Genomic DNA, 22,501 nt, shown 5'->3' on the forward strand with positions numbered 1-22,501 from the left:
CCAGTCATTCTCAAGTACGGTTCGATTTCTTCAGTCAATAGTTAAGCGATTGAAGCCAATCCTAACGTTTTCTCAATAATAAACATCAAGAAAACGGTTAATACCATGATCATTACTGAAATCGCCGACACAGTCGGGTCATACGTATATTCAATGTAGCTCAACAATGAAGTGGGCAACATCGTTACTCCTGGTCCAGATAAAAACATTGAAACTGGTACATTATTGAATGAGTTGACAAAAGCCAGCATAAACGCCGCAAATATTCCAGAAGAAACATTTGGTAAGACGACTTGCATAAAAGCACGGGTTTTGGTACAACCCAACGTCCAGGCAACTTCTTCAATCGAAAAATCTAATTGCTCCATGCTTGAACCTACGACGCGGATGATATACGGTAGGCTGATCAAAAAATGACCAATCAATAAAGCTTGGATCACCGGCAAGTTAAACTTGATCACAATGTATTGGAACAAGGAATAGCCGACAACGATACCCGGAATCATCGTTGGTGACAAAAAGAAATTTTTAAAAAGCTGTTTACTCTTCATGTGGTAACGAGAAAGTGCATAAGAAGTCGGCACGCCTACTAATAAAGCTAACAGAGTAGCCCCTACGCCAATACTTAAACTCAATTTAAAGCTATTCATAAATGTTTCAGAACTTAGTGCTTTCTTGTACCATTCTAATGAGAATCCATCAATCGGAAATTGTATCGTCGATGATTGTCCAAAAGACGTTACAACAATAATCACTAATGGTAAAAACAAAAATGCAAAAACTAATACTGCGATGATCGTCATCCCTTTTTGCTTACGCATGATTCATTTCCCTCCGATCTAAACGTGCAGCAATCATATTCAATCCTTTATTCACGATCAGAGTCGTGACGATCATGATCAATGCAATGACACTTGCTGAAGTCCAATCACCTAAAGTCGATGCTTTCTGGTATAAGAAAGTCGCCATCATCATATTTTGGTTCCCACCTAAAAGTTGTGGTGTCGTATAAGCCGTCAACGTGCCTGTAAATACTAAAATACTGCCAACGATCACTCCAGGTATACAAAGCGGCATGACAATTTTATAGAACGTTTTAAACGGACTCGCACCTAACGTTTCGGCAGCTTCCAGTGTTTCTTTCTCAATATTTTCCATCACACCAACAAGTGTCATGACCATGGTAGGTAAGAATAAATAGACAGACCCGATAATAATTGCAAACTCCGTATATAGTAAGGCGATGGGTTGTTCGATCAGTCCTATGCGAATCAAGAAATTATTGATTACTCCTGTCCTTCCTAAAATGTTGATCCAGGCAAAACTACGGATGACTGAATTGGTCAATAATGGAAACATCGTCATTGCCATCAATAAACTTTTCCACTTTTTACCCACACCTGCAATAAAATAAGCAGTTGGAATACCTAAAATGGCAGAAATCAAAGTCACAATGACAGAAACGCGAATTGTTCGAAGAAAAATCTTCAAATTGAAATCATCTGTCAAAAAACTGGTGTAAGCACTTAGACTAGCACCTGTTTCAGTAAAAATAGTTGGCCATATAATATTGACCAATGGCAAAATAATAAAAAATAGTAATAAGATCGTTCCTGGCGCAATGATCAAATACGGAACATTCTTCCTCATTGTTCTCCCCCTCATTCGTGTTCTGTCCCATTATAAGAAAAAATACGAACATTTTCAAGAAAACTTTGTAATATATTCAGAAAAAAACTCAAGTTATATGAAATAACTCATGGAAAACCTGTCTTTATCCGTTTTATTCAAAAACATTCACACTCACTTTACTTGTTTTTTAGTAGTTCATGTTTATTAGACGAACGATTATTATCAAATAATGCGAATTAACTATCAAAAGCGTCGAGAAATACCTCTCAACTGAAAGAGAAAATCAACTTTCCATAAAACCAAAAAGAGCAATTACCGAACATTCATCTAAAAACGTTCGTTAATTGCTCTTTTTATTCGACTCAACTATTCCATAAAAAATGACTAACTTCTCGATCCACTTCTGTCCCAATCTCGTGAGGCATGTCATTAATCATTTGAGCTATTCATTATTCCAGAATTTTAAATTCATTTATAAAACAACAACCAGATTTACCAATAGCGATCCATTAAAACTAATATATCAATAATAAACACATGTTATAACGATTAAAAAAAACAAAAAAACACAATGTAAAGGTTTACGTTTTTATATTGATATGATATATTTTTTTTGGATATATCCTAAAATTAACTGGGGGTCAAGCACATAATTCTATCAAAGAAAAATCAACTATTACTAGTCACAATGACAAGCATTTTAGGAATTTTGCTTTTAGGTGATGCAAAATTAATTGAAGCTGAAACTTTTGGAGGAACAACTGCATATACGTATACAGCAGTATCCGCAAATGTAACCAAAACTTCATCAAGTGCTACTACATACATCAATTGGACTAGTTCCAACAAAAAATTCACAAACAATGGTTCGCTATTTATCAGAATGGATCAAGAAAAGGACAAGGATTATTTAATTATCTTACAAACTCTGCATTTCCTGGGAATGGTTCAGCAGGTTCAACTGTCCATTTAGCTTCACAAAGAGAAAACATCATTGACCCTACAACTTACATTTCAGGAACATGGCCCCCTTAAAGATGATGGTCAAGAATCCGTGCCAAAATAATTTCGCTATTTTTTTCTCTTAGGATCAAATAAATAGCGAGAAAAGAGATGCCTTCTTTAAATAAGGCGTAATCTCAGATATTCAAAGAGAAATTTTTGGAGATTACGTCCTATTTATAGAGGCTGAACACTTCTACACCGTCTTCTTGTCACATACCGATTGAAAAAAGGAGATGTATGTTTGAATAATTTTTGGAGATTAAATAAATACCACATTTCACTTAGTTTAGTCATATTTTTCATAATGGTATTCTCTATTTTAAATGAATATATTTCAAATGCCTTTCTTTATGTAACAAACTTAGGATTTAGACAAGAAATGAATCAAGGTCAAGCCTTTATTAATGTTTTTGATTTCTTTTGGAGAAGTTTAACAGAGTCTGTTTGGTTTTTTGATTATAGCTTGATTTTTGGAACGAATTTATTTCAAATGTTCATCCCCTTAGTAGCTTCTATTGGAACGGCAATATTTGCTCAAAAATGGCAAACTATTTATAAATTTGAAATTTATCATGTTTTAAATTTTAGAAATTTTGTTTATAAGAAAATATTATCAACGGCTACAAAAATAGCATTGGCAACATTTTTTGGTTTCTTTGTCTATTACTTATTTTGCTTTATTGCATTACATAATTCTATCAACGATACTGTGACACGTCCAATGTTTGAAGATATTTTCGGATCCAATTTTTATGTCAATCATAGGTTTTTGCAGTCTTTTCTAGAAGGAGTTGTTCGTTTTTTCTGGATACCATTTATATATACTATCTTCGGTACTTCTATCTCATTGATCGTTTCAGAGGCGAAAATATATTTATTAGCCGCACCTTTATATTACTATAGCATGTCGGCTATCGGTACAGGGATGACAGCTTTTTCTGAAGATATTTCGTTGTATTTTAATCCTACAGTGATTATGGCGTCTGGTGATTATTATACATTCAACACATATCTTCTGTTGCTTGCAAACTCGATCCCATTATTTATTGGTATAGTATTGATTTACGGAAGGAGTCAGAATGTTGAATTATAAGTTTTTGATTTATCCGACTATTTCTTCTTTAATCATAATTTTATTTGTCAGTTTTATGCCTAAAACCATCATCACTACAGGATGGATTTTTTCTAATTTCCTATCAATGTCAGTAATACTTACGATATCCTTTTTTTATTTATTTGAAAAACATAGTTTTATTCAAATGGAAGTGGTGAAATGCGAGAGTATTTTTCGTTTTTTTCGGTATAAGTTGGCTGTATTATTTAATCGTAATGTCATTTACACGGCGATACTCTCTATCACATTTACAACATTAAGTTACATTAAAGTTGGCAATGCGGACTTCAAAATAATTTCAATCTATTCTCTTGCGTTGATCTTATTATTATCCTTATCAGGGTATCTCATGTTAGTAACATCCTTTTCCTTCAAAAATATATGGGCACCGTACATTACTATTATTATGATATATAGTTTTTATTTTTATGCGTTTGTAAATATAAATTTATCCCCCTACTTTAACCCTTTTATTTCGTACATAACAAGTTTCAGCGAATTTCAAGGATATGGAACTGAACCTACCTATTTTAGTCATTTTGGAATAATTGGTTTTCTATTCTCAAATTTACTTTTTTGGGGACTTTGATATCTTATTTTTCATATCAAAGTTCGGAAGATCGATCTATGACAAAAAAAATAGTATGTTATACAATTGTTTATTCATTAGAAGTGATCTATATTATCTATATTTTTTCTAGCAATATCGCTTTACAGGAAGTATTCAGCATGATTACTTTTAATTCATCTGTCTATAAGAAGTTCTTGATCGAATTAATAAATCCTAAACTCATTGTTTTTTATCTTTTAGTGAATATATTTACCTTACTATTCACTATAGATAATTTGACATCTTCAGCTTCGATGTATTCCATGATTCTATATAGAAATAAAAAATCAGGATTTTTTTTACTAAGGATAAAACATATTTTTTCTGTACTTTTATTAAATAGCGCAATTCAATTTATAAGCTTTTTTAGTACTTTATTTTTTTGGGGATATATATATGGCCTATCTTCAGGCATCAATATTGTAACTTTTACTATCCTATTTTTTAAATATTTCACTATACTATTTATATTCCTAATTTACTATGATTACTTTAAGCTAAAATCATATAATATATTTATTCTTCCAGTGTCAACCTTTTTATTATTATCAGTTTTGATAGTAGATTTACTTTTAAATTTTGGATTGATTCGTATCTCAGATAGTATAATAGAAAATTTATTGTACTTGCTTTGTGATTTAACGATACTAGGTATTTCTATGACGATTTTGAATCTTAGATTTAAGAAAAGAGATGAATTTTATTGATTGAATTAATTAATCTGGGAAAACAGTATAAGCAAAAAATTTTATTTCAAGATGTGAATGTTATCTTCAATGAAGGAAAAAAATCTTTTATTAAAGGAATAAATGGTTCAGGAAAAAGTGTACTTATGAAGCTCATTGTAGGATACTCTACCCCAACAAAGGGGATGGTCAAAGTTGCTGGAAAAATAATAGGCGTAGATCAAGATTTTATACCTGATGCCGGAGTTTTCATTAACGCACCTGATTTTATTAAAAGTTGGACTGGTGCAGAAAATTTGTTGTATTTAGCAAATATCCGCAAAGTAGCTAATGAAAAAAAAATTCGTTTTTTAGCAAGTCAATTGAATCTAGAAAAAGATCTGAATAAAAAGTATAAACATTATTCACTTGGTATGAAACAAAAATTAAGAATCATTCAAGCGCTTATGGATGAACCTACCTATTTAATTCTAGACGAACCTTTTGATGCTCTTGATAAAAACAGTCGAGAAAATGTGTTGAATTTGTTAGATAATTACCTTAGTGAAAATGCTCAAAGAATTCTAATTTTTTCTAGTCATAACGATATGATGGAAGATTTTGCAGATCATATCTACGAACTTGAAAATCAAACGCTACTTCAAATAAAATGAAGAAATAAATTTATATAGTATGCACCCGACTGGATTTAAAAAAATCTGATATTATTAGTGGATCATCTGAATGCAGCTTTTTCTTCTTCAATCAATATCCCAAAGAAATCGGCTAACTTCTCGATCCACTTCTTCATTTTCATGAAGCATACTATGTGAAGCACCTTCACCTTCTTCGACCTTTTCCATTACAGGGTTACCATGTTGTTTCAATAAGGCATAAACTGCCAATGCACTATTCAGCGGAACAGTTCCATCACTTAGCTCTACTTCACTCAACTGCCCTGCAACTAATAAAAATTGTGTGTCGGTAGGGAGATTCCCTATCATTGTTTGATAATCTTGATACCTTGAAGACACCACTGTTGGCCCATTTTCGAGTAAATCAGCTAAATTCTGACCGCTATCATCCACAAAATCATTGAAAGGTGCGCCTAGTGCTACAAACTTTTCAACTTGCGGTAAAGTTGTTTCTTGGCCATACGTGACTAGATAACGGAGGCCGCTGACTCCACCCATCGAATGTCCGACAATGTTCACTTTGTTGATTTGATCAGTTGTCTGCAAATAAACCAGACATGCACGAATCCATTCTGCTTGATTCCACTCATTATTTTCATTGTCTTCGAAAAGCACTTGGATCATTGGATTGGTTGCTTCTTTTGATAACTCCCCTTGCGCTTGAACGTTCCCGTTAGTATCTACAGTCAATGTCAATTCTTGTTGCCCTTTGCTTTCTCCTTCTAACCGATCGATCATTCCTTTGAATGAATTCACTGTTCCTTTATATCCGTGAACAAATAAGGTAGGCACACTCCCCTTTTCTACGGATTCTACTTGGCTTGTCCTCGTTGTTTCAGTAGAGGCAGTTTCTTTTTGGCTCTTGTTTTCTTGCGTTTGACAACCAGAGAGGATTAGCAGTACCAGCAACACCATGCAACTTAGCACCCGATTAAAATTCACTTTATTTTGTTTTATCACTTTTCTCACTCCTTTCATTCAAGACAAAAAAGAGCTGAGATGACAAGGCATCCCAACTCCTCCATTATTCTGATCACTGTTTAGTCGATTTTATCTACTTGATCAAAATCAAGCTCTGTACTTGTTTCACGACCGAACATGTCAATGTTTACTTTTAGTTTTTCTTTTTCTTCATCGACTTCTGTCACTTGACCTTCTAATCCAGCAAAAGCTCCTTCGATGATCTTAACAACTTCGCCAACTTCTACTTTCAGTTCGTTTTGACGTAAACTCATACCGATTGAACGTAAGATATGATTTACTTCTTCCGGTAATAAAGGTGCAGGCTTACTTCCTGCTCCGTGAGAACCAACAAAACCTGTAACGCCCGGTGTGTTACGGACAACATACCATGAAGCATCTGACATGATCATTTCTACTAAGACATATCCAGGGAATGTTTTATGAACGATTTCTTTTTCTTTCCCATTTTTTACTTCAGTTTCTGTTTCTTCAGGAACAACGACACGGAAAATAAAATCAGCCATTTTCATACTTTGCGCACGTGACTCGATATTTGCTTTTACTTTGTTTTCGTATCCAGAGTATGTATGCAATACATACCAATTTTTTTCAAAAGATTCCATTGAAGGCTCCTCATTTCATTTGTAAAATAAAAAAACCTCAGTTCCCCGAAGCTTTTCCTCTCTTTGATTATAGCACCGTTTGATGGTTTTTACTAGTGACTTATTTTTTGTTCTCTAGTAATTTAAAAAGCGTTATTTATTCTTATTTTGGTGCAGAAATTATATTATCTACTGTTTTTTTTAAAAAAATAATTCCTAAAAAAGCTTATTTTATAAAGATGAATCAATAAATTTTTTTATTTTTTGTTATTCAGCAAAAAGGCATAGGAAAATACATACCCATGTCAATATTATTTATTCCTACAATGTACAATTATAGTCATAAGGCATCTTATTGAGCTTCAAAGAACTTTACGAGAGGAGGTATCCCGATGGAAACAATAAGACAACTCATTGCCACGGTTTTTGATTGGTTAGATTCTCTCACCTTGATTCTCTCCTGTCTCACTGTTTTCTTTTTAAGTTTAAAAGTCTCATCTTTAGAAAAAGAAGTAAAAATACTAAAGGATACTTTTGAAAACCATTCAAAATAAGAGTCATGTTGTATGAATCAATACATATCTACATTTTCAGATAGTCCGATCAGTTCAAACTCTCCCTAAATATGCAAACAAGAAATCTCTTTTAGCCTCATATATTAAAAATATGTTCAATCTCGTATTGCGTTTCAAATCTATGTAAATCAGCTAAAAATTCATTCTTCAACTTGCTCGCTCCAATCAATTCTAATCCCATAATAAAATCCTTTATTTTATTACTGACAGCCTCTCCTTCGATGTGCGCAAGTACAAGTTGATAAAACCGATGATATATTTCAGTTTCTCGCTGAAAAATAATTCTACGTCGAGTCTCACATAGTTTTTCCAAATAATACTTAGCTAATTTTAGCTCTTCTCTTTCAATCATCAGTAAAAACACATTATTATAAATACCTGATAATATGGAATGGAAGCTCTCCAACTCTCCTTTTTTCATCACATTCTTTTCTACTTCTTTCAATCGCTGTTTAATGTAATTTGTTTCAAATAAATAGATGAGAGTAGCAAAGGTCGTCATTTCAAATCTTCCCCACTCATCGATTTTCTCTAAATAATCAGATAATTTTTTCAGATAGTTAGTATCTTTTTTATTTAATTTTTTTACACCATCGATTCCCTCATACCACTTATAAGTTTTGACAGCAAGATAATTTCTTATGACGACTAAATCATCTGAGTATTCTACTTCTTGGGCTAGTTTTTTTAATTGATAATTGATTGCACCACTATTTTTTTCTAGATTCCGGAATATTTTCTTCAAACTCAAATTTTTTTGAGATACTTTATCTCCATCAAGATAAAACATGAATTCATCGATCGTCATATTCAAGCGTTCTAATAATTCTAAAAAGACTAATAATGGTAAATGATTTTTCCCATTCTCATATTTAGCTAACGTTTCCCGCGAAACAATTCCATGGGCTAGTTTTTTTTGAGAAAGGCCTCTATCGACACGCATTTTTTTTAACAATTCATGAACTTCCATATGTTCCTCCTTACTTATCAACTAGCAAAGCAAAAGAATGATCAATGATTCACAAAAAACTTATTGAAATTTCACGGTTACTATCAAAAAAAAATAGAGCTTCCAATTGATTGATAATCATGGATAGCTCGCCTTTTATTTAGATAAACTCATTGAATTATTTCAAGATCCATGCAAACAGACTTTGAATCGTTGTATCCATCACGAAAAACATTAGTCCGAAGATGATCGATGTTTCGATAACGACTAGTGTATCTTTACGTAATTGTTTTTTACTTGACCAAGTCACTTGTTTCATTTCATCTTTTACACTTTTAAGAAATTTCATCGTAAGCCTCCTCCTTGTTATTTTGTCTCTTTATGTAATGTGTATTGATTACAATATTTACAAAATTTGTTGATTTCCAAACGCTCGCCGCTTTTTCCTTCACTAATCGACTTAGTATAGTTTCGAGAACCACAAACGGAACATGCTAATGCCGCTTTTTTCTTTGCCATCCGTTTCCCCTCCTCACTGAAAACCAAATTTATACCATACTACATTATCATGTAAATTATTTTATGTCAATTAGTGATCGTACGCTCTACTGTTTTTATTTTAGTTATGATATGATTACTTAAAGGATTTTAAAAATGAACAATCTGGAGGTATGACTATGCTATTAAAAACTCTTGTTTACAAGAAAAAAGATTTGACTACCGTCTCTGAGACAAGCAACTTGGAAGAAGCACTAGAAATTTTAGAAACATCCGGTTACCGTTGTGTACCGATTCTTGATACTTCCGGGAATATTTTCCGTGGGAATATTTATAAAATGCACATCTATCGTCACAAAGCAAATGGCGGCGATATGACTTTGCCAGTCACTCATCTATTGAAAAACGCAACAAAATTCATTTATTTAGATACTTCTTTCTTTAAAGTATTCTTTACGATCAAAGAGCTTCCATACATTGCTGTACTTGATAGCCAAAACCATTTCTATGGGATTTTGACACACAGTACCTTACTTGGTATGTTGTCTCAGTCTTGGAGCGTAGAACAAGGAAGCTACGTCTTGACGATTGCTTCGACAGGTAAACAAGGTGACTTAGCGGCGATTTCAAAAATCATCGCAAAATATAGTAGCATTGCTAGTTGTATCACTTTGGATATCGAAAAAGATGAATACATCCGTCGTACCTTGATCACTCTACCAGCTCATACAGAAAAAAGTGTCTGTGATTCGATCGTCAATCACTTAGAAAAGAAAAATTACAAAGTGATCGAAATTGAAAATTTACAAGATACTGATAAATAAAAACCTGTTTAGTGGTTGATATTTACTAACTATTTTTCGAAAAATCATATTTCAAAAAAGCCAGAAATCCCAAAATCATTTACGACTTTTGGAATTCCTGGCTTTTTTACTCGATTAAAAACAATCATACACGATCGTTGAATTTCACTGCTTGGTCTAGATAATACATCAATGGCGCAGAAACAGCCATCACGATAAATTCACTTAACGCAAGTGTACCATACGTTGTCCAAAACGCTTGACCGCCAGTTGGTACTAACATATAAGCAATCATAAACATACTGATTGTAAAGAACGCTGTATTTAATGCTAAGCGCACTTTGACATTTTTCACTTTATTTTGGATAAGTGCCGTTAGTCCTAATGCAAGTAGTGTTTGACCACCACCGAAAATCACATCCATGACACCAAAACCATAAATGGCATTATAAACGATCACGCCACCTAAGACACCCCATAATAATTTTCGATTGAATACAACTAAATGATTCAAACTTTCTGAAATACGAAATTGGATTGGTCCTGAAGATACAGGTGCTACCAAAATCGTTAACGCTAGATATAAGGCCATGATCAGCCCATTAACAACGACTACCATCAGTCGTTGCCTACTCTTTGTTCTCTCCATATTCTATTCCTCATTTCTCCTAGTTTTGTTAATGCGGGATGGTCGACGAACCGCAAGGCGTATTATAACATAACAATTCTAGATTACAACCTTCCCTCTATACACCCATTTCAGCATTTTTACCTTAACTTGAAAAGATTGTTATAAAAAATAAAAGAAGTAAAAACAAGCAAGACACCTCGATTAGTTAGTGCAAGACCTTACTGAACAGCATCGTTGAGAGATTGGGGCTTGATAGATAAAGGAATCGCGCTCTTCTTATCAAAAAAATGGGTGCCAGCGTTGACTAACACTTCCCAGACAATTCTTCGTTTCTATCTTTTACCTACGTTTTTTCGTTTGTTCTTTATTGTATTTTCTAACTTAACTTCTTTTTCATTTCCCCAAACCTCTGCTATAATAACCAAGATTGTAATTCTTTTGACAATAATGACGAGGTGCTTTGTTGAACCTTCACTGGTTGACTCTATTAGAAAACCAAACGCTTATAGTGAGAAGATTTAGTGAAGCATCGTTGATCTATTTACATGACTAAAACCACAAGTATTCACAGCTGTTGATTAAATCTGACACTGCTTGCTCTCCTTTTGACTATGTCGCCTTGCTATCGTATGCCAATGAGAACTCATGAAGGAGCCCGACAAGACTTGTTTTCTCAACTCAAGTACTCGATACTTTGGTGCATTCCAGGAGGAAAAAATGAATTTTCATTATCACCTATTAATCAACCAAGCTGCTGGTAGCGGAAACGGAAAGAAAACAGCAGATAAGATTTTACCAATTTTTGAAAAAAAGAAACTTTCCTATACGGTTCACTATAGTGAATACAAAGGACACGATACACTTATAGCCGAACGCTTAGCCAAAGAAACCCTCATTGAATGGGGAGAGGATATAAATGCTGATACTATCGGATGGTACCCGCTTCTCATCGTCATTGGAGGAGATGGTACACTACATCAGGTTCTAAATACGTTTCATCATTTATGCGTCTCGTTTCCTGTCGGTTTCATACCAGCCGGCTCAGGCAATGACTTTGCTCGTGGGATTGGGTTAAGTAGAGATCCAGAAAAAGCTTTAGAAACGATTTTAGCAACCAAAGAACCACAAAAAATCAATGTGTTGCATTATGAAGAAAAAGTAAACGATCGCGAAGGGCTGGCACTCAATAATTTTGGGATTGGTTTAGATGCAGCAATCGTTCATACTACGAATCATTCCAATGCAAAAAAACGATTGAATAAGTATAATTTAGGATCGCTTTCTTATATTTTTTCTTTACTATATGTTCTTTTCTCACAAAAAGGCTTTCCGATTCTTGTAGATATTGGTGGGAAACGTGTGAATTTTAAAAAAGCCTTTCTATGTACGGCAACTAATCATCCTTATTTTGGTGGAGGAGTATCGATTGTTCCTACTGCAGATGTAACCAAGCCAACTATCGACTTCGTGGTTGTCGAACGAGTAAATCTATTTAAAATCGCTTGGTTGCTTCTTTTATTATTACAGAAGAAGCAAATGCACTCGAAGTATTTCCATCACTATACAACAAGCAAACTTAGAATTGTTTCTACTATTCCCCAATATGGTCAAGAAGATGGAGAAGATTTAGAAAAACAATCGTTTGATTTACAACTAACAAATAACACACAGTTATTGTGGTGTGAAAAAATAGTAATGAGCGAAGAACAGCCAACCTCTTGATCCATGTATGCTTTTCTGGTGGATCGTCTACCATTCCAATGAAAAGCCACCCGAAAAGATAGCGTTTCGGGTGGCTTTTTTTGGCTGATGCTTCATACTTCCAACTTACGTTTCCTATTTATGGTCGGATGTTTTCCATACCAATCATCGGATCAATCCATTGCTGTTCCACAGCTTCGGTTGTGAGAATATAGTTTTCAGGTAATTTTGGCATTTCAGCTTCTTTCACTTCATTTTTTTCTTCTTCAACAGCAAAAAGCGAAACTTCCTGTGCTTGATCAGTTGCCTCTTTACGGTCCTCTATTTGTTTTGTTGGCTCAGTTACTTGTTCAATGGCTGCCGAATACGTTCCTTCTTCAAATGGATCATCACCTGTCAAGGAATCTTCATAGGCGGCTAATTTCGTACGTAGATTAAGGGTCATTTCATTGTCTTCGATCCGCTTTTTCAGTGTCGTCAATCGAACAGCGGATTCGTTTTTTGCACATGTCAAATACGCTTGCTCTTCCCCTAACAAAATCAATAATTCCTTACTACGAGTAACCGCTGTATACAATAGATTTCGTTGAAGCATTCGCTGGTATTGATGGACCATCGGCAAAATCACCATCTTAAACTCGCTACCTTGGGATTTATGGATCGAGCAACAATAAGACAGGGTGATCTTATTCCATTCATTTCGTTTGTAACTCACTTCATTGGCATCAAATTGGATGACAAGTTCGTCCACTTTATCTTCCGAATCTTTCGCTAAGATGATCCCCGTGATCACTCCCATGTCACCATTGAACACATTCAATTCTGGCGTATTGACCAAATGGAGTACTTTATCTCCGATTCGATAAACTGTATCATTCCAGTGAACTTCTTTCCGATTCCCACCGCCTGGATTGAAAATATTTTGCATCATTTTATTCAAGGCATCGATACCAGCGGCACCGCGATACATCGGTGCCAACACTTGAATATCTTGTGCAGTAAATCCTTTGTTTTTCGCCTTTTCCACGATTTTAGAAATCAATGGTTCGATTTGGTACGCATCACTTGCAAAGAAAGAGCGATCCTTTTGATTTTTCGTAAAATCTGCTGGCAATCTTCCTTCTTTGATCTCATGAGCCAAAGGAATGATACTTGAGCCATCGCCTTGACGATAGATCTGATTCAATTCGATTTTAGGGATTTGATCGATTTCTAATAGATCATGCAAGACTTGCCCAGGACCTACTGATGGTAGCTGATCCTTGTCCCCTACTAAGATCACTTGCATATTCGTAGGGATCGCCTTGAACAGTGTATTGGCCAACCATGTATCAACCATCGACATTTCATCGACGATCAATAAGCCACCGTCTAATTCCTTCGTACTGATCGAAGGGGTTTTCTCACGACCATTCAAACCTAAAAGCCGGTGGATCGTACTAGCTGGCAAGCCAGTCGTTTCATTCATCCGTTTAGCAGCCCGTCCTGTAGGTGCAGCTAAGAGGATCGGAAAAATCTCTTGGGTATATTTCGTCGGATCAAGATCTAAGCCGTTTAACTCTGCAAACAGATGAACGATGCCATTGATCACTGTAGTTTTTCCAGTTCCTGGACCACCAGTCAAGATAAATAGTGGTGAGCGAATCGCTTCAGAAATCGCTTCTTCTTGTGAATCCCCATACTGGATACCAAACATTTTCTCAATTCGTCGAATATTCTTTTTAATTTCCTTTGTTTCGTACTTGATTTCCTTTTTTCGACTCAGCAAGCGTTGGATCGAATTACCGATCCCCCATTCAGAAAAATACAAACTATTTTCATATAGATTCGTTTCTTCTTGTTGGATCTTTCCCTCTTCCACTAACTGAATAATGACAGTCGCTACTTGATCCGGTTCGATTTCGATTGGACGACTTGATTCCAAGATTTTGATCGTCTGCTGCAATAAAGATTCAGCAGGCACATAGGTATCACCGGTTTGGATCGCCTGTTGGAAAATCTGGTGCAAGATCGCTGCTCTGATGCGTCGTGGCGAGTCAGCAGCAATGCCGATTTGTTCAGCTAAGTTATCTGCACGTTTAAAGCCGATTCCTTCAATCTCTTCGACTAATTGGTAAGGATTTTCTTGAATGATATCCAACGCTTCATTTTTGTAAGCTTGATAGATACTAAAGGCTAATTGACTCCCAAATCCGTAACGGTTCAACCCCATGATCACTTGATCCATTCCATGATTCAAACGGATCGTTTCAGCAATCATTTCTCTTTTTGGCTTCGTTAAACCTGAAATCTGTTGCAATTGCGCAGGATCTTCGATGATTTTTTCAATCGCATCTTCACCAAGCAGTTCCACGATTTTCTCTGCGGTTTTTTTTCCGATACCGGGAAACTTGTCACTTGATAGGTAGTTGACGATCCCGTTGGCTGTCGTCGGCTTTTCCTGTTCGTAACGCTCTACTTTCAACTGTCTGCCATATTTGGGATGATCAACTAGCTCACCATAAAAACGATACACTTCGTTCTCTTGGATATCGCCAAAACTACCAGTTGCGACAATTTCTTTTTCCCGATAATCAACACTTGTTTCACTGACTTGAATGAGCAATACTTTATAAAAATTACTAGGATTTTGAAAAAAGATAGCGGCAACTGTGCCGACAAAATAAGGCATTTCTTCTGGCTCCATCGAGGCCGCCTCCTTTATTTATAGTAAAGGCTCTGGCTGTCCATTACCTAAAAAATCCACCTGATTCCATACTTTAAGGTCATATGGTAACAGATTGTTTGGTTCTCCTGTTTCTAAAATCGTCAAGCTACTATTGAATAAACCGCCCATTTCTCGTAACTGACTTAATTCTTTACCAGTCATCCACTGGATCGCAGCAGTTAAAGAGGCACCATGCCCTACAAATAGAATAGGCCCTTGATGTTGACAGACTGCATCCGCAACAACGGCTTCGATCCGCGTGATTGCTTCGGTGATCGGCTCTCCTTCAAAAGGTGTTGGATCATATTTATCTAAATGATTTCGTAAATTAGGTAAGTTCTCTGGAAATTTTTTGTACATCTCTTCGATCGACTGTCCTTCCAGTTTTCCTAAACCTAATTCTCTTAATTTATCTGTATAAATGATTTCTGTCGGATGGTCCAATTCTTGATTGATCCCTTTTGCTGTATCTCTTGCACGTTTTGCCGTACTGCAATAAATAGCTTCAAAAGGAACAGACTTGACCAGTTGGCCGAATGTCTTGATCTCCTCATAGCTTTGAGGTAACAACGGTGAGTCTCCTTGGCTTCCTTGAAAGCGTCTTTCAAGATTCCATTCCGTTTTACCATGTCTTGTAAAGTATAGTTCCATAGATGTTAGACTCCTCACTCCGTACTTGTATATATATACTATCATATAGGATTTTCCCGTTGGACCGTGTAGAAAAGCTTGTTTCTAAAAAATAGAGGCTTTCGCCAATTGAATATCGCTAAAATCGACTGTAAAAAAACTGTGCTATCCTTTATGTAGTCTTGTTTTCGATCAGCGATGTTCACGAAATATACTTCATCCACACCCTCGATCAAGGGGATGCAAAAGGAAGCTCCTACTCCATCAAAACGAAGGTTGAGCAGCAAGAGAAACTATTTTCTCAACTTCGTCTTCTTAATAGGAGCGAAACCTCTCTTTACAACCTTTAGTCTAGCTTATCATTTTCGTAATGATGTGTTAACTCTAAATTTGGGAAACCTTGTTGACGCAATGCCTCATACACGATCATTGCCGCTGTATTCGATAGATTCAATGAACGGACGTGTGTGTCATTCATAGGGATACGTAAGCATTTTTCTTCATGCTCGCGCATAAAGGGTTCCGGTAATCCAGTTGTTTCTTTCCCAAACAAAAAGAAATGCTCTTCGCCATCTGCAAAGTTTTCATCGCTGTATACTTTATTCGCAAATTTGGAGATCAAATGTAACTTTCTATCGCCTAAGTAAGCCATAAATGCTGGTAGATCTGCATGATACGTGATATCCACATCATGCCAATAATCAAGCCCCGCTCGTTTCAGCTGTTTATCATCTGTTGAAAATCCTAGTGGTTCGATCAAGTGTAACGGTGTGTTGGTCGCTGCACATGTTCGTGCAATGTTTCCTGTGTTTGCTGGAATCAAAGGTTCAAATAAAACGATGTGGTTCATACTATTCATCCTCTCATGTATATGTGAAATCCATTTTAGACTAAATCTTGATTTTTGCATAAAAAAAAACGTATCAACTCGGTGTCAGTCACTGCGAGTCGTTACGTTAGTGAAGCTCTTTTCACTATCTTTTATCAGAACAGGAACCTGATAAAAACCAATGAAAAAACAACTTGTTGCTACTATATCACCATTAAACGCTTTTTGCAACCTTAACTCTATAATATTCTTATTGGAATCGTTTTCTCTTATTTCCTTTTAACAATTCTACGTCAATTGTAATTTTTCTAAGGGGTTCTTCCATCAGAGCCTCTTTTATTTCTTTTGCTACTTGCCATTCTAATGGCGACATTGCCAAGAGATCACGGCGATTTTCTTCAGGAATCGTAAATTCATACGTCACACGTTGACGTTCCACTGACGCCATTGATTCCATGAATTTGTCAACAACACGTTCGTTAGAATAATGATGTTTTTCTGGCTGATCTGGATAAAAAGCTTGGCGTAATTCTTTTAAATAGCCTGATTGTGGAACGACTTTTAATACCATGCCGTCATCTGCAAGTACTCGCTGAAACTCTTGATAGTGAGAAGGCGAGAAAATATTCAATATCGTCGAAAATTGTTGATCCGCAAAAGGCAAATTCGTTAAATCCGCGACACACCAAAATGCTTGCATCGGCTGTTCAGTGGCTGCATAGACACCTTCTTTCGCGATATCAAAGCCAATTGCTTGTTTTAATGGTTGTAATTGATCGATGGCCGCCAAAAAGCTCCCTTCTCCACAACCGACATCTAGGACAGTCGCATCACTTGGTAGATGCTGAGCTAACTGTTCGATCAATGGTTGATACATACCTGATTGGATCATTCGTCTTCTTGGAGCAAACATACCTTGATCATATTCGGTTTTGATTGCGTGAGATAAAAAATACAACGTTCCCTTTTTAGATAAATCAAAACGATGATTCTTTTGGCAAATAAGCCCATTCGTGGTCGATAAAAAGGATGCTTGACATAACGGGCAACGGAACATTTGGGCATTCTCTGATAAAAATAGTCGACTCTGGTCTATTTTCTTTAACATAGTGATTATTCATTCCTTTAAAATACGTAGTGAGATAGTCATATAAAGATAAAAAACTTTCTTTAAAAACATTCGTTATCCGATGTTGCCTATCATGCTATCCCCTTCATCTTACCGTTTGAAGAGCGCTTTAGCAACTGTAAAAACTATGGTATAATTTCAACAAAAGTAGACATAATAAAGGAGCAAGAATATGATCAAAGAATTTTGTGCGGAGAATTATACATCGATCCCGTTAGCCATCGCAAATGGAGCCAATCGGATCGAATTATGTGACAACCTAGCAGTAGGTGGCACTACACCAAGTACTGGTGTCATTGAAGAAGTCTTGAGCTACGCTAATGAAAAAAGTGTACCTGTCATGACGATCATCCGACCACGTGGTGGCGATTTTGTTTATAATGATATCGAATTGAAAATCATGCACACTGACTTGATTGAAGCCAAAAAACTAGGAACTGATGGTGTAGTGATCGGTTGCTTGACTCCTTCTGGTTGGTTAGATGAAGAAGCACTGGAAGTCTTGATCGACTCCGCAGAAGGCCTACAGATCACCTTCCACATGGCGTTTGATGCGATTCCTCAAGAACGTCAATACGAAGCCATCGATTGGTTGGTTGAACATGGCGTTCATCGTATCTTGACACATGGCGGTGTTGCCGGTACAAACATCGAAGATAATTTTGCACACTTAAAACAGTTGATCGCTCATGCAGACGGTCGAATCATCATTTTACCTGGTGGTGGTATCACTTCAGAAAATGCACAAGTAGTTGCTGATGCTTTAGGAGTCCACGAAGTCCACGGTACCAAAATCGTTCCTTTATCTGAATAAAAAAATAAGCGAAACGACTCTTGTCTGAGATAAGAATCGTTTCGCTTATTTTACTCTATTAACTTACATAAAATACCCCATAAACAACGAAGCGATATTGAAATAGATCAATACACTGGTCAAGTCACTCAAGGTCGTAATAAATGGCCCACTGGCAACGGCAGGGTCAAAGCCTAAACGATCCATCAACATCGGGATCAAACTTCCCGCAAGATTTGCCACTGTGATCGCAAATAGCATCGCAATACCGATAACAAAGCCTAGAATAAAGTTCTGCTTCCAAAATCCTACGATCAAGAAGATCGTTAGGCCAGTCACAGCGCCGGTCACTAAACCCGTCAATACTTCCGCCACGATCAACCGAACAAAGCCCTGATCTTTTTCATCTGAAATCGCTAGGCGACGTACAGCGACCGCTAACGATTGTGTACCGGCATTTCCAGCCGTTCCTGTGATCAAAGAAATAAAGACAGCTAAAATACTTGCTTCACTGACCAATTCTTCATAATGACTGATCAAAGAGGCAGTTGACATACCTAAAAATAATAAAGTGATCAACCAAGGTAAGCGGCGAGAAGCTGATTTCACTGGATTCTCATTGATTTCTTCGACGTTGACCCCCGCTAGTCCAGAATAGTCACTCGCGGCTTCATCATCGATAACGTCGATGATATCATCGACAGTCACAATCCCTAATAAATGATCATCATAATCCGTGACAGGCAACGCAAGAAAGTCGTAGTCACGGAAAGTTTGTGCCACATCTTCTTGGTCATCGCCTACGTGAACAGATAATACCCGTTCACTCATCAAATCAGAGATCATCGCATCATCATCATTGACGATCAAATCACGCAACGAGATAACCCCAACAAGTTGATTGTCCTGATTGACTACATAAATGTAATAGATCGTTTCTGCCACATCTGCTTCATTTTTCAAGACATACATCGCCGAACGAACAGTTTGATTCGCAACGATCGAAATAAATTCGGTCGTCATGATCGCCCCAGCCGTTTCATCTTCATAATGCAAGAGGTCTTTGATCTCACTCGCATCTTCTGCTGTCATCAAACTAAGATATTTCGCCACTTGTTTCTTATCTAAAGTATTCAACAAATCGACCGCGTTATCGGTATACATCTCTGAGAGCATTTCCGCGGCATAACTAGGACGCATTTCTGCTAAATATTCCTTCATATATTCGTTATCTTCTTCAATGACATCGAACATATCCGCCAATTCCTTTGGCGAAAGATAGGTATAAATCTGTTGACGATCTGCTTCCTTAAGGGATTGATAGAATTGCCCCTGTTCGTAGATATGCATCTCCAAGAAGTTATTTCTAAAATCCTGAATATTGTTTTCTCTTAGATCTTGAGCTAACTGGGCAAATCTTTCCTCTAATTCTTGATTTTCGTCCAAACCAATCTCACCTCACCTTAATCTTCAAATCGTTTCACTATTGTTGCCATATCTTTTGCTAAAGGCTGTTTGAATTCTAATAATTTTTCTGTAAATGGATGATAAAACCGTAAGTCATAACAATGCAAGGCCTGTCTAGCTATGCCTAGATCCATTCTTCCCCCATACATGTCATCGCCTAAAAGAGGACACCCGATCGCAGAAAAATGCACTCTGATCTGATGTGTGCGTCCCGTATGCAATTGGATATCAACGAGTGCAATCTCTGCTGACCTGTTCTCCAACCAGTATTCCGTCTGCGCACTTTTCCCCGTAGAAGAAACTTTACGTTTTAATAATGATGTCATATCACGAGCAATTGGTAAATCGATCTGCCCATGCACGTTCAACTTATCCACATCACCGCTGACTAAAGCTTGATATTTTTTGACGAACTTCTTTTCACGAAGCTGTACGTCCAATTTTGCATGAGCAAAGCCATGCTTTGCAAAAAGCATCAATCCTGAAGTATCACGATCCAGTCTAGTCACTACATGGATCACCTGATTTTCATAGCCTTGTTGTTTATAATAAGCTTTTACTCGATTCGCCATCGTACCGTTAGGATGGTACTGTGCCGGTATCGAGGATATTCCAGCTGGTTTATTGACGACTAAGATATGATCGTCCTCATAAACGATCACGATCGGCGTTTCGTCTAACAGAACCGTTTCGTGCTCGCCTTCTGCTGGGATCACAATGGTTACCTTATCATTTTGAGTCAAAGAAAACAAGACGTTCTCAACCTGATCATTGACCATGATCGTGCCGCCTTGAAACTTGACTTTCGCTAGTAGTCCCTTGGAGATTCCTTTTTCTTTCAAAAAATATTTCACTTGTTGCGCTTGCTCTTTTTCATAGATCCATGTGAACTCCATTGCTAAACCTCACCAATAAAGGCATCTTTGACACGGTGCCAAAAATGCATATGTCGATAAGAAGCAAAGTGGATTCTTTCTTCTGCGATGCGATAATAAATGGCTCGTATATTATTTTTTGAAACGTCCAATTGATCGATCGTCACCAAATAATCTGCGGTATTCTCTAAACGGATCTCCACCCATTCATCTTGAGCAATGACCATCGGCGCACCTAGCGTACGAAAAACGCGGTTATTCAATGAAGCTATCTCTGCTAATTGAAACGCATTGATACTTGGATGGATCACAGCCCCACCAACACTCTTATTATACGCAGTCGATCCTGTAGGCGTAGACAACGCCAAACCATCACCACGGAAGCTTTCAAATAGTTCGTTCTTGATATATACATCTGCTACCATCGTTCGGTTAGAACGCTTGATCGTTGACTCATTCAAAGCAAAAAAATGTTGATCAGGTTTATCATCTAAATAGCTGATTCGAACATCTAACAATGGGTAGCTGACACTTTGTTCACGATTGGTTTTCAGGCTATCGACTAGTTCTTCTAATTCATAGTCTCGCCAGTCCGTATAAAAGCCTAAATGACCTGTATGGACGCCTAAAAAGCGCACATCGTTCAAAGCATGGCTAAATTGATGGAACGCGGCTAAAAGCGTCCCATCCCCGCCAACTGAAATCACTAACTCTGGTTGTTGATCATCGATCTTGATATTTGCTTGAGCCAAAAGATTTTTCAATCGTTCGGTGACTGCTAATGTTTTTGGTTCCTTGTTATGAACGATCGCTACCTTCATCTTTTGCCTCCTCATGTTTATTCTCTTGATTGATCAATGAGCGATAATAGGCATCTTCAGATTTGCCTCTGCCATGTGAGAATAACCGTTGTGCTTCTTGGATCTCTTCACGGATATTCGACATTTCTTCGTCGAGTTGATACGCGGCTTCTGCTGCACGTTGTAATCGTTCACTCATTTCTTCCGGAAATACACCTTGGTATTTATAATTCAACGAATGTTCGATCGTTGCCCAAAAGTTCATCGCTAACGTTCGAATTTGAATTTCTGCTAAGATCTTCTTTTCACCACTGATCAATTGGACTGGATATTCGATCACTAAATGATACGAGCGATACCCACTCGCTTTTTTATTGGTGATATAATCCCGTTCCTGTAATACTTTCATATCTTTTCGGTTACGGATGATCTCAACCACTTGATGGATATCTTCTACAAATTGACACATGATTCTTAACCCAGCAATATCTGACATTTCTTCCTCTAAACGCGCCATTGGGATATGACGCAATTGAGACTTGGTAACGATGCTTTCTACCGGTTTGACCCGCCCCGTCACAAACTCGATTGGGACATGGCGATTTTGTTCTCTAAATTGTTTACGTATTCCTCTTAGTTTTACTTTTAATTCTGATACTGTTTGTTCGTAAGGTGCTAAAAACTCTTCCCAGTCTCGTTCCATAATCTATACCTCTACTTTGTTAACATTCATAGATATTCTAACATATAAACATAGTTTTTTTGCACCTTCTGTCTTTGAAGTTGACCAAAATCAAAAAATTAGGCAAAATAAAAGAAAAGGGGCGA

Annotated in this window: 22 protein-coding genes; 6 read left to right on the forward strand and 16 right to left on the reverse strand. The window is 36.7% G+C overall.

Annotated features, from left to right (window positions below; genetic code table 11):
• Positions 1-41: 41 nt before the first annotated feature.
• Together IGJ14_RS12120 and IGJ14_RS12125 are read right to left on the reverse strand one after the other, a co-directional pair.
• Positions 42-821, reverse strand: coding sequence for an ABC transporter permease (locus tag IGJ14_RS12120; protein WP_010734275.1), 780 nt, complete (start codon positions 819-821; stop codon positions 42-44).
• Positions 814-1,650 (reverse strand): ABC transporter permease, encoded by an 837-nt coding sequence (locus IGJ14_RS12125; protein WP_430607963.1) that lies wholly within the window; start codon positions 1,648-1,650, stop codon positions 814-816. The genes IGJ14_RS12120 and IGJ14_RS12125 overlap by 8 nt, the downstream gene beginning before the upstream one ends.
• A 1,228-nt stretch (positions 1,651-2,878) precedes the next feature.
• Here IGJ14_RS12125 and IGJ14_RS12130 point away from each other — a divergent pair.
• Both IGJ14_RS12130 and IGJ14_RS12135 read left to right on the forward strand, forming a co-directional pair.
• Entirely contained in the window at positions 2,879-3,730 is an 852-nt protein-coding gene (locus tag IGJ14_RS12130; protein ID WP_141566824.1) for a hypothetical protein, read from the forward strand.
• A gap of 1,334 nt (positions 3,731-5,064) precedes the next feature.
• Positions 5,065-5,700, forward strand: coding sequence for an ATP-binding cassette domain-containing protein (locus tag IGJ14_RS12135; protein WP_019722312.1), 636 nt, complete (start codon positions 5,065-5,067; stop codon positions 5,698-5,700).
• Positions 5,701-5,787: 87 nt separating this feature from the next.
• Here IGJ14_RS12135 and IGJ14_RS12140 read toward each other — a convergent pair whose 3' ends face one another.
• Entirely contained in the window at positions 5,788-6,636 is an 849-nt protein-coding gene (locus tag IGJ14_RS12140; RefSeq protein ID WP_019722313.1) for an alpha/beta fold hydrolase, read from the reverse strand.
• 125 nt (positions 6,637-6,761) lie between these two features.
• On the reverse strand, positions 6,762-7,307 hold the full coding sequence (gene nusG / locus IGJ14_RS12145; RefSeq protein ID WP_010734272.1) for a transcription termination/antitermination protein NusG: 546 nt from the start codon (positions 7,305-7,307) through the stop codon (positions 6,762-6,764).
• Positions 7,308-7,678: 371 nt separating this feature from the next.
• Here nusG and IGJ14_RS12150 point away from each other — a divergent pair, with 371 nt between their 5' ends.
• Positions 7,679-7,840, forward strand: a complete 162-nt coding sequence (locus tag IGJ14_RS12150; protein WP_019722314.1) for a hypothetical protein — start codon at positions 7,679-7,681, stop codon at positions 7,838-7,840.
• Between the two features lie 97 nt (positions 7,841-7,937).
• On the opposite strand, the gene IGJ14_RS12155 is transcribed toward IGJ14_RS12150, so the two are convergent.
• From IGJ14_RS12155 to rpmG, 3 genes are all read right to left on the reverse strand, one after another.
• On the reverse strand, positions 7,938-8,831 hold the full coding sequence (locus IGJ14_RS12155) for a helix-turn-helix domain-containing protein (RefSeq protein ID WP_019722315.1): 894 nt from the start codon (positions 8,829-8,831) through the stop codon (positions 7,938-7,940).
• A 157-nt stretch (positions 8,832-8,988) separates the two neighbouring features.
• A complete protein-coding gene (gene secE / locus IGJ14_RS12160; RefSeq protein ID WP_019722316.1) occupies positions 8,989-9,159 on the reverse strand; it encodes a preprotein translocase subunit SecE in 171 nt (56 codons plus the stop codon).
• A 17-nt stretch (positions 9,160-9,176) separates the two neighbouring features.
• On the reverse strand, positions 9,177-9,329 hold the full coding sequence (gene rpmG, locus IGJ14_RS12165) for a 50S ribosomal protein L33 (protein WP_005878997.1): 153 nt from the start codon (positions 9,327-9,329) through the stop codon (positions 9,177-9,179).
• A 158-nt stretch (positions 9,330-9,487) separates the two neighbouring features.
• Here rpmG and cbpA point away from each other — a divergent pair, with 158 nt between their 5' ends.
• A complete protein-coding gene (gene cbpA, locus IGJ14_RS12170) occupies positions 9,488-10,132 on the forward strand; it encodes a cyclic di-AMP binding protein CbpA (protein ID WP_010734268.1) in 645 nt (214 codons plus the stop codon).
• A 124-nt stretch (positions 10,133-10,256) separates the two neighbouring features.
• On the opposite strand, the gene IGJ14_RS12175 is transcribed toward cbpA, so the two are convergent.
• The gene (locus tag IGJ14_RS12175; RefSeq protein WP_065096665.1) at positions 10,257-10,760 is read right to left on the reverse strand and encodes a QueT transporter family protein; all 504 of its coding nucleotides are present in this window, start codon (positions 10,758-10,760) and stop codon (positions 10,257-10,259) included.
• 699 nt (positions 10,761-11,459) lie between these two features.
• On the opposite strand from IGJ14_RS12175, the gene IGJ14_RS12180 reads away from it, so the two are divergent.
• Complete coding sequence (locus tag IGJ14_RS12180; protein WP_195273332.1) at positions 11,460-12,464, forward strand: diacylglycerol/lipid kinase family protein; 1,005 nt, start codon at positions 11,460-11,462, stop codon at positions 12,462-12,464.
• A gap of 118 nt (positions 12,465-12,582) precedes the next feature.
• Here IGJ14_RS12180 and recD2 read toward each other — a convergent pair whose 3' ends face one another.
• The 4 genes from recD2 to IGJ14_RS12200 form a co-directional block, all read right to left on the reverse strand.
• On the reverse strand, positions 12,583-15,129 hold the full coding sequence (recD2, locus tag IGJ14_RS12185; protein WP_195273333.1) for an SF1B family DNA helicase RecD2: 2,547 nt from the start codon (positions 15,127-15,129) through the stop codon (positions 12,583-12,585).
• 18 nt (positions 15,130-15,147) lie between these two features.
• Entirely contained in the window at positions 15,148-15,801 is a 654-nt protein-coding gene (locus IGJ14_RS12190; RefSeq protein ID WP_195273334.1) for a histidine phosphatase family protein, read from the reverse strand.
• 325 nt (positions 15,802-16,126) lie between these two features.
• A complete protein-coding gene (locus IGJ14_RS12195; RefSeq protein ID WP_010734263.1) occupies positions 16,127-16,630 on the reverse strand; it encodes a tRNA (cytidine(34)-2'-O)-methyltransferase in 504 nt (167 codons plus the stop codon).
• A 229-nt stretch (positions 16,631-16,859) separates the two neighbouring features.
• Positions 16,860-17,717, reverse strand: a complete 858-nt coding sequence (locus IGJ14_RS12200) for a methyltransferase domain-containing protein (RefSeq protein ID WP_195273335.1) — start codon at positions 17,715-17,717, stop codon at positions 16,860-16,862.
• Positions 17,718-17,910: 193 nt separating this feature from the next.
• Here IGJ14_RS12200 and IGJ14_RS12205 point away from each other — a divergent pair, with 193 nt between their 5' ends.
• Positions 17,911-18,552, forward strand: coding sequence for a copper homeostasis protein CutC (locus tag IGJ14_RS12205; RefSeq protein WP_023520410.1), 642 nt, complete (start codon positions 17,911-17,913; stop codon positions 18,550-18,552).
• A 63-nt stretch (positions 18,553-18,615) separates the two neighbouring features.
• Here the strand turns inward: IGJ14_RS12205 and mgtE are convergent, their stop codons facing one another.
• From mgtE to IGJ14_RS12225, 4 genes are read right to left on the reverse strand one after another with little or no spacing between them, the layout of a single operon-like run.
• Positions 18,616-19,977, reverse strand: a complete 1,362-nt coding sequence (mgtE, locus tag IGJ14_RS12210) for a magnesium transporter (protein ID WP_071866467.1) — start codon at positions 19,975-19,977, stop codon at positions 18,616-18,618.
• Positions 19,978-19,994: 17 nt separating this feature from the next.
• Entirely contained in the window at positions 19,995-20,894 is a 900-nt protein-coding gene (locus IGJ14_RS12215) for an RluA family pseudouridine synthase (RefSeq protein WP_065096659.1), read from the reverse strand.
• A gap of 2 nt (positions 20,895-20,896) precedes the next feature.
• Complete coding sequence (locus IGJ14_RS12220; protein ID WP_010734258.1) at positions 20,897-21,694, reverse strand: NAD kinase; 798 nt, start codon at positions 21,692-21,694, stop codon at positions 20,897-20,899.
• A complete protein-coding gene (locus IGJ14_RS12225; RefSeq protein WP_019722324.1) occupies positions 21,672-22,376 on the reverse strand; it encodes a GTP pyrophosphokinase in 705 nt (234 codons plus the stop codon). The genes IGJ14_RS12220 and IGJ14_RS12225 overlap by 23 nt, the downstream gene beginning before the upstream one ends.
• Positions 22,377-22,501: the final 125 nt, after the last annotated feature.

This window comes from Enterococcus sp. DIV1304_2, assembly GCF_050555445.1.
In the GTDB taxonomy this organism is placed as follows: domain Bacteria; phylum Bacillota; class Bacilli; order Lactobacillales; family Enterococcaceae; genus Enterococcus_B; species Enterococcus_B pernyi.

What these genes read in the sequence shown, in the direction of transcription:
- IGJ14_RS12120 (WP_010734275.1), bottom strand. Translation starts at nt 821, where the DNA reads ATGCGTAAGCAAAAAGGGATGACGATCATCGCAGTATTAGTTTTTGCA.
- IGJ14_RS12125 (WP_430607963.1), bottom strand. Translation starts at nt 1,650, where the DNA reads ATGAGGAAGAATGTTCCGTATTTGATCATTGCGCCAGGAACGATCTTA.
- IGJ14_RS12140 (WP_019722313.1), bottom strand. Translation starts at nt 6,636, where the DNA reads ATGGTGTTGCTGGTACTGCTAATCCTCTCTGGTTGTCAAACGCAAGAA.
- nusG (WP_010734272.1), bottom strand. Translation starts at nt 7,307, where the DNA reads ATGGAATCTTTTGAAAAAAATTGGTATGTATTGCATACATACTCTGGA.
- IGJ14_RS12150 (WP_019722314.1), top strand. Translation starts at nt 7,679, where the DNA reads ATGGAAACAATAAGACAACTCATTGCCACGGTTTTTGATTGGTTAGAT.
- IGJ14_RS12155 (WP_019722315.1), bottom strand. Translation starts at nt 8,831, where the DNA reads ATGGAAGTTCATGAATTGTTAAAAAAAATGCGTGTCGATAGAGGCCTT.
- secE (WP_019722316.1), bottom strand. Translation starts at nt 9,159, where the DNA reads ATGAAATTTCTTAAAAGTGTAAAAGATGAAATGAAACAAGTGACTTGG.
- rpmG (WP_005878997.1), bottom strand. Translation starts at nt 9,329, where the DNA reads ATGGCAAAGAAAAAAGCGGCATTAGCATGTTCCGTTTGTGGTTCTCGA.
- cbpA (WP_010734268.1), top strand. Translation starts at nt 9,488, where the DNA reads ATGCTATTAAAAACTCTTGTTTACAAGAAAAAAGATTTGACTACCGTC.
- IGJ14_RS12175 (WP_065096665.1), bottom strand. Translation starts at nt 10,760, where the DNA reads ATGGAGAGAACAAAGAGTAGGCAACGACTGATGGTAGTCGTTGTTAAT.
- IGJ14_RS12180 (WP_195273332.1), top strand. Translation starts at nt 11,460, where the DNA reads ATGAATTTTCATTATCACCTATTAATCAACCAAGCTGCTGGTAGCGGA.
- recD2 (WP_195273333.1), bottom strand. Translation starts at nt 15,129, where the DNA reads ATGGAGCCAGAAGAAATGCCTTATTTTGTCGGCACAGTTGCCGCTATC.
- IGJ14_RS12190 (WP_195273334.1), bottom strand. Translation starts at nt 15,801, where the DNA reads ATGGAACTATACTTTACAAGACATGGTAAAACGGAATGGAATCTTGAA.
- IGJ14_RS12195 (WP_010734263.1), bottom strand. Translation starts at nt 16,630, where the DNA reads ATGAACCACATCGTTTTATTTGAACCTTTGATTCCAGCAAACACAGGA.
- IGJ14_RS12200 (WP_195273335.1), bottom strand. Translation starts at nt 17,717, where the DNA reads ATGTTAAAGAAAATAGACCAGAGTCGACTATTTTTATCAGAGAATGCC.
- IGJ14_RS12205 (WP_023520410.1), top strand. Translation starts at nt 17,911, where the DNA reads ATGATCAAAGAATTTTGTGCGGAGAATTATACATCGATCCCGTTAGCC.
- IGJ14_RS12215 (WP_065096659.1), bottom strand. Translation starts at nt 20,894, where the DNA reads ATGGAGTTCACATGGATCTATGAAAAAGAGCAAGCGCAACAAGTGAAA.
- IGJ14_RS12220 (WP_010734258.1), bottom strand. Translation starts at nt 21,694, where the DNA reads ATGAAGGTAGCGATCGTTCATAACAAGGAACCAAAAACATTAGCAGTC.
- IGJ14_RS12225 (WP_019722324.1), bottom strand. Translation starts at nt 22,376, where the DNA reads ATGGAACGAGACTGGGAAGAGTTTTTAGCACCTTACGAACAAACAGTA.